Source organism: Mesotoga sp. (assembly GCF_035363035.1).
Lineage (GTDB): Bacteria > Thermotogota > Thermotogae > Petrotogales > Kosmotogaceae > Mesotoga.
This window is the reverse complement of the sequence record NZ_DAOSEH010000115.1, coordinates 1-5085: the sequence shown is the minus strand read 5'-3', so window position 1 is coordinate 5085 and position 5085 is coordinate 1. Positions and strand designations below refer to the sequence as shown.

At 50.1% G+C, this 5085-nt stretch carries 4 protein-coding genes and 1 pseudogene; all 5 read right to left on the bottom strand.

The features are described from left to right. Positions 1-331 (bottom strand): annotated as a pseudogene (locus PKX57_RS11195) (hypothetical protein); the annotation flags it as partial. A 320-nt stretch (positions 332-651) separates the two neighbouring features. Further along, entirely contained in the window at positions 652-1470 is an 819-nt protein-coding gene (locus PKX57_RS11190; protein WP_214049251.1) for a DUF4350 domain-containing protein, read from the bottom strand. A 288-nt stretch (positions 1471-1758) separates the two neighbouring features. After that, entirely contained in the window at positions 1759-2598 is an 840-nt protein-coding gene (locus tag PKX57_RS11185; RefSeq protein ID WP_472417362.1) for a thermonuclease family protein, read from the bottom strand. A gap of 3 nt (positions 2599-2601) precedes the next feature. Then, positions 2602-3924 carry a glycosyltransferase gene (locus PKX57_RS11180; RefSeq protein WP_472417360.1) on the bottom strand — a complete coding sequence of 441 codons (1323 nt, stop codon included), beginning with the start codon at positions 3922-3924 and terminating at the stop codon, positions 2602-2604. Between the two features lie 25 nt (positions 3925-3949). Beyond that, positions 3950-5085 (bottom strand): glycoside hydrolase family 127 protein (locus PKX57_RS11175; protein ID WP_472417358.1); only part of this gene is annotated, 1136 nt, incomplete at its 5' end.

Here is a 5085-nt window from a genome sequence, read left to right as displayed (position 1 = left end):
CCAGAAGTATTATCTTTCCTCCACGGCTGAGCAGGCTCGATAGTTTGTTTTTTTCAGCTGCCGTGTATGAGAGCTGGGGTACGGCGATGAGGACGGCTCCATAGTTTTCGGGGGAAAATCCCACACTCGATGCCAGACTCACTGAATAGCCTTTTGCCTGGAACTCTTGAATGAACTTCGCGAAAAGAGTATTGAAGGATCCGCCGATAGCGTTGTTGTGTATATCATCGATCAGGAGAGTTTTAGGAACCAAAGGTATCGACCCCGGCCAGCATGAAGCAAGCGCAATTACAAGTATAAAGACAACACCGTAAAAGACAATTCTCTTCATGAAATCACCTCCAATTGAATCAAATCACCTCGATCAAGAAAATCCTAGGATGCGAATATCTATACTAAAAATAAGATGTCGAGTCTTTCAGGTGATTTTACCGGGCCGAGTTATTAAAATGGCTCCTTTAGGCACATATTTTTGGAAAAAAACTATTGACTGTATCCGGGATGTCGGTATGAATTCCGGGTTCCGATTTCGCGAGCAACACCATGAGTGTTAAATATACCGGAGTTTTTATCTAATATAGGAAATCTGCAGCCATAACGGCATGTCAATTGTAAAAAACCGGCCCGAAGGCCGGTTGATGACTGAGACTATCACCAGTTTATGATGTTTTGAAGCAGCCTCAAGTTGTCCAGTTGATCGATATAAGCGCCCGGCAAGGACCCTTCACCGCTGAAAATATCGCTGTCGCCCAGAGCCACAACTTTACCGCTCCCGACTCTCGCGGCAACCACGAGTGGAACTGAGATGATGACATCCTGCGATGAGAATCCTTGACTTTGAACACCGCTCTCCACACTGCTTGCCTCGGAAAATTCAGGTGAAATCCCGGCAGGTGTGTATGAAGTGGCTTCGGCTCTGGCAACAATCGACGTGTTTGCCCCTGCGTTGAGAGTCGAGGTGGCAAAGAACACTATCTTGTTCATACCGGCGCTGAGAGTGTGGGCTTCGAATTTGGTGGTCGTTACCCAATCGGTACGACTTTTGTAGTTGTTGACGTTATCCAGAATCAGATTGTTGTTGAACGAGATATTCACCCCCAGATACGAGGTGATTGCGTTCAAAGGGGCACTGTTGTAGTAGCTGTACCATTCGCTCAACAGTATGATCTTGCCTCCGAGACTGAGTAAGTTGCCCAATTTGGATTTTTCGGTGTTTGTATATGCCACTTCCGGTGCCGAAATCAGCACGGCGCCGTACTCTTGAGGGTTGAAGCCTACGACGGAAGAGTAGAACACAGAGTACCCTCTCGCCTGAAAGGCCTGGACTATTCTCGTAATGCCTCCGCCACTGGACGAATGAGTGTTGTCGATCAACAGGGTTTTGGGAACCAGGGGAATGGAGCCCGGCCAGCATGAAGTCAGTAAGAGCGCGAAAATCACAAGGGTGGAAATCAAAAGCAGTTTCTTCATAACGTCACCTCCTGAAGATTAAAGCCTCCTTTGCAGGCTCGAATCGTTCTTGGAAGAAGTATATCCCCGCGATTTTCTTTTGGTGAATAAGATAGAGAGTCTTTCGGGTTAACATGGATTGTATTGGCTAATAAGGGACATACACAGCGAGAAAATAAACCTAAACTTGTCGGGGATAAGTCAATAATAAAGCGTGGTTATTTGAACATCCGGGGTCTGGAATTGAAAGTATTCACGAGTTGAAGTGTCGGGTTTATTAAAGATAAAAGAGAAGGTTCTCTAAAAGCTTCAAAATCGAGCTGCGTAAACTATATCGGCGATGTTCGGTCTTTGATATACGAAATCCGAGATATTGCCGATCTCGATGGCCGGATCTCTGAGGAGTATCGACGCCTTTCCGGAGCTGTCCTCCCAGACTTCTCCGTAAACTCTCACCGTTTTTCGATACAGCTTATCGAAATCGAATCCCTCCGGCATGAAGAGCTCCGCTTCTTCCTGTCGGACCTTAGCTATTATATCCTTTCCGCTTATAGAAAGCCTAGATGTATCGGTGACGAAGAATTCCACCCATACAATCTTTCCCAGGAATCCGCCCTGGCTGTAAGGCTTAAGATTATCTTTGATCTTTGAGGCTTCAACGGTTTTGAGGGTGTTGTAGGAGCTGAAGATTCCCTTCCTGTTCTTGAAAGCATCGCGATAGGCCGATACGATCTTGTCGTTGTAGTGGGAAGTCTCTTCATACGTAAGGGGTCTGGCGAGACCGTTGCGCAGAAGCTCCGTGTTCAGCATCTTTCCGTCGGGGGTGAAGACGTAGGCCAGGTTCCGCCCGTAACTGTCCTTCCCGTGGAGTTCAAGCCTGACCTTCGAGTTCCCTTTCTTTAAACTTTCCAGAATGAAAAGCCTGGCCTCCTGGGCGTACTGGCCGGCCGGTTTGCTGCCGTCCCTGAGTTCCGGAGCGTCTATTCCGATAAGCCGTACGCTGGCTTCCAGAGATTCTACGACTATCGTATCGCCGTCTATGACTTCGGTTACGGTCGTTAATCCGTCGCTTTTGCAGCCGCACAGAGAAAGAACCACGAAAAGCGTTATGAGAATGGAAACTCTGATGATATCCCGGATGCGCTTCATTTGTCACCTTCTTCCAGTTTGTTTGGAGGCCTCTGCCTTCAAATTAGAGAGGAGTTCTCTGAGAATTCCCGCCAGTGTTTCGTAACTGAACTTTTCACTTCCTGTGGAGAAGTTGTTTTCGGTGGCTGCCAGGTATTTTTGTCGGTTGAAAAGCAAATCGACCAGGTTCAGAACGGCCCCGTCAAACACTTCATCCGGGATTTTTGCGAGTCCCCCTTCCAATACATAGCTATCTCCAAGGTCCACGAAGGAAAGCCCGCTGTCTTCAATGTCGCTTTTGAAGACCGCATATTTGAAAAGCGCGACGGGTTTGCGTGCGAACATGGCTTCCAGGAGCTGATTGCCCCACCCTTCCATGATACTGGGATAGGTTACTATGTCGGCGATACTGTAGGACTGAAAGAACTCTTTCTGCGTCTCACAACAATGCCTGGAAAGATCTACAACGTTCACGCCCAGTTTTGATGTAAGAGCGTCGATTTTTTCCCTGTACCCGGGAGATTGCTTCTCCGTCAGGCCAGTGAGAACCAGGTGAGCCTTCCCGGAAAACTCCCGACCCGTGTAGAGACTCCTGCCCTTCAGCACGTGCGATAGGGCGTTGAACCTGGCCACCAGTTCTACGGCGAGTTCTATAGCTTTGCGCTCCGTAACCCTCGTAGCCTGAAGAAAGACCACGTCGTTTTCGGCGATACTAGCCAGCCTTCTAAGTTGGAGGTTCTTTTCCCGGGAGGTCCAGGACGGCTGCGCGAAATCCATAACGTTAGGCACTACCGTGGCGCGGAGCTTTCTTCTTCTCAGGAGGTCACCGGCGGAGATAGAGTTTATAGTTATATGAGATACGTTCTCCAGAGAGGGCGGGAAGTACCTCTCGAGAATTTCGACGACTCCACGGCGGGGGCTCGAATAGTAAGGCCTGTCCCACCAGAAATCGTGGTTGTGCGAGATGAAGGGCTTACCGGAATCTCTGGCGTACATATAAAGGGCCAGTCCGGCGGGCAGGGACCAGCCGAGCGACCAGATGTTGTTGGGAACGAGCAGATCGAAGCGGGAGAGTTCCCTCTCGAAATCGCGAAGAAGTTCTTCGCTTCGCTCATGGATCTCTTCAAACAGTTCCCGCGTTTCTATTTCGCCCTTTTCGTACAGCTTTTCGTTCAACGCGAGGTTTCGCCCGTCGTTGTATTCTATGCCTGGAATGGTCGTATCTACTCCCGGGCAGGAATTACCCGCTACGATCTCGACGGAGTGTCCCATGCCAGTGAGCACAGCCCGCCACTTCTCCATCTCGAGAGAGACTCCGTCCATGAGTCCGGCTCTGTAGTGAATCAATCCAATTCTTATAACTCTTACCCCCTCAGTGGATATGCAGCCAGACACACATGGGCGAGCTTCCCCGGTTGTTCCAGGCGTAGTACGGTATAAGGGTGAAGCGCACGTTTCTACCCCTGTTCTTGACGACAGCCAGCGGCTTGTAGAGCGCCCCTTCCCATTCATCGAGATCATAGGCGATCCCTTTTCCGGAGATAGTCACGTATCCGCCGGGCAACTCTTCATTCATCTGTACGTCGTAACCTCTCTTCACCGGTACGGACAGCGCCCAGACGCTGAACCCTTCGTTGTCTTTTCCTTCTGCGCAGTAAACCAGCGGGCCCCTTTCTATGGCGACTTTGTAGGTGTTCTCCCTGACCATCGGGTTGGAGGTGATCATGTTGATCTCCATGGGTAGATCGAGAAGTATCGAGGTCTTTCCCTTCCAGTTGTCGGTGAGTTTTATGAAGCCCTTTTCAACCTTTGCCTTCTGTTTTATACCGTCTATTTGAAGATCGAACTCGCCTTCCGTCCAGCCCGGTATCCTCAACAGTATGGAAAGCTGCATATCCAGATCTGTCGAGACCGTGAGTTCGATTTCTCCATCGTGAGGATAGCCGGTTTTCTGAGATATGTTGATCTCTCCGTCTCTGAAGGGTATGACGGCTTCGCTCGTTTCGTAGAAGTTCACCCTTATCTCGTCAAGAGTGAGACCGTACATGTAACCCCCGAAAGAGGTAAGCAATCTGGCTATGTTCGGCGGACAGCAGGCACAGGAGTACCATTCCTTTCTCTCGTGGTTGCCTGTATCCTCCAGAGGGTTCACGTAGAAGTACTTCAACCCGTCGAGGGATATCCCTGGAAGAACACCGTTGTAGAGAGTCCTCTCCATTACATCGAGGTATTTGCCATCTCCGGATATCATGTACATCCGCCAGTTCCAGAAAAAACTCGCGATGGCCGCGCAGGTTTCGGTGTACGCTCTCCTGTTGGGCAGCTCGAAGGCCTCCCCGAAAGATTCTCCTTCGTGTCTGGACCCGGCGCCGCCGGTTATGTACATCTTTCTACCAACCAGATCGGCCCACAGGCGGTCTATAACGGCCAGAAGTGTCTCGTCGCCCGTTTCGAGGAAAACATCGGCGGCGCCGGCCACCAGATAAAGCATTCTCACCGCGTGGCCCG